Origin of the sequence: Trebonia sp., assembly GCF_049794275.1 — a bacterium.
GTDB lineage: Bacteria > Actinomycetota > Actinomycetes > Streptosporangiales > Streptosporangiaceae > Trebonia.
Genome location: NZ_JBARCR010001055.1, coordinates 1 through 1,898, shown reverse-complemented (window position 1 = coordinate 1,898; position 1,898 = coordinate 1). Strand labels below are relative to the sequence as shown.

General features: G+C 68.9%; 2 protein-coding genes. Both read left to right on the top strand.

What is annotated here, in order from left to right:
* The coding region (locus WA805_RS26425) for a hypothetical protein (protein WP_425243703.1) at positions 1-588 on the top strand (588 nt) is incomplete at its 5' end.
* 102 nt (positions 589-690) lie between these two features.
* Positions 691-1,898: hypothetical protein (locus tag WA805_RS26420; protein WP_425243702.1), on the top strand; the 1,208-nt coding region annotated here is incomplete at its 3' end.

Genomic DNA, 1,898 nt, shown 5'->3' with positions numbered 1-1,898 from the left:
CCGTTCGGCGCTGTCCTGGCGGGGCGCATGGTGCCGTCACAGCTGGCCAGGCTGCCGCGGCGGGCCAAGCAGGCACTGGCATTCGTGGGGGTGGGCGTCCTTGCCTGCTATCTGGCCGGGCTTGGCTACGGCGCCGCCCAGTCCCCGCAGGCGGACAACGAGCAGGCGGTCATTCCCTGGCTCGAGGCACACCACCTCACCAGCGGGCTGGGCACCTACGTCGAAGCCAACCTCATCACGATGGACAGCGGGGGCCGCGTCGCGATCAGGGAAGTAGCCTGGTGGTCGTCCGGGGATACCCGGCGGGCCTTCGAGTCAAAGGCGTCCTGGTACGACCCCCGGCAAAGCTACGCCAACTTCATCCTGACCAACAGCGCCGAGCACTGGGGCATGGACGGCGGCCCTAATCGCCAGATCGGCCAGATCCCGCGCAGCGCCATCGCCGCGCTGCACGCGGGGCCGCCCGCGCACGTCTACCACTACAAGTCGTTCACCATCATGGTCTGGACCCACAATCTCCTGGAGAACCTCGGCAAGACCCCGTCTGTCCAGCCAGGCCAGGTTCCCTGCACCCGCGACTGCGCGTAGCCGTTCGGTATCTGCTAACGTCTGTGCGTGCTTAAAGGTTTCGCCGGTACGTCGGGGGAGAGTTCCGCCGAGGACCTTCGAGTTGGCGGTCCCGCTCGGCAAATGACCGAGGACGAGTCCAGGCGTCGGCGTGCCCGGTGGGCGTGGGTCGGCGGGCTGGCCGCGCTGGCCCTCGTCTTGTTCTTCGTCTACCTGCGGTTGTCCAGGACGTATGCGGCTACCTCGGATGGCGCGGACCAGGCGCTGCAGGGCTGGGACATGCTGCACGGCAACTGGCTGCTGCGCGGCTGGACCATCGCGGACGTCACGTATTACACGACCGAGGTTCCCGAATACGCGATCATCGAGCTGTTCCGCGGCCTGCGCGCGGATGACGTGCACATCGCGGGTGCCGCCACCTATACGTTGCTGGTGCTGGCGGCCGGGCTGCTGGCCAGGGGCCGTTCGACGGGGCGGGAAGGGCTGATCCGCTTCGCGGTGGCGGCCGGGATCATGATCGCGCCGCAGTTCGGCAACGCCACGCACCTGCTGCTGTCGCAGCCCGACCACCTGGGCACCTCGCTGCCAGTGCTGCTGGTGTTCTTGATGCTGGACCGCGCGCCGCGGCGCTGGTATATCCCGGTGGCGGCCGGGGTGGCGCTGACCTGGGTGGTGATCGGCGACCGGGTGGCCCTGCTCACCGCGGTCGGCCCGCTCGCCGTCGTGTGTGCCGCCCGTGTCCTGTTCGCGATGCTCAGGTATCGCAAGTCGCTGGCCTCCCAGTGGTATGAGCTGTCCCTGGTAGCGGCCAGCGTCGTGTCGTTCGCCGCAGCCGAGCTAGCCGTGCGGCTGATCGGCGTCCTGCACGGATACAAGATCACCCCGGTGGCGTCGGCCAGGATCGCCATGCTGCAGTTCCTCCCGCACCACGTCCAGGCGACGGTCGGGGGCATCCGCAACATGTACGGCGCCGACTTCATCCACATCTCGCAGAACTCGCTGTTCGGTCCCCAGCTGGGGGGCCTGCCGCTGTCCGTCGGGGTCGCGCTGGCCGCCTTGCACTTCGTCGGCCTGGCGCTGGCGGTGTGGGGCTTCTTCCGCGCGTTCCGGTACTTCTTCGACCCCGCCGACTTGGTCTCCCCGGTCCTGGCCACGGGGATCGTCATCAACGTCGCCGCCTACGTGCCCAGCGTCGTGTCCGCCAGGATATGGGACGCCAGGGAGATCGTGGCCGTGCTGCCGTTCGGCGCTGTCCTGGCGGGGCGCATGGTGCCGTCACAGCTGGCCAGGCTGCCGCGGCGGGCCAAGCAGGCACTGGCATTCGTGGGGGT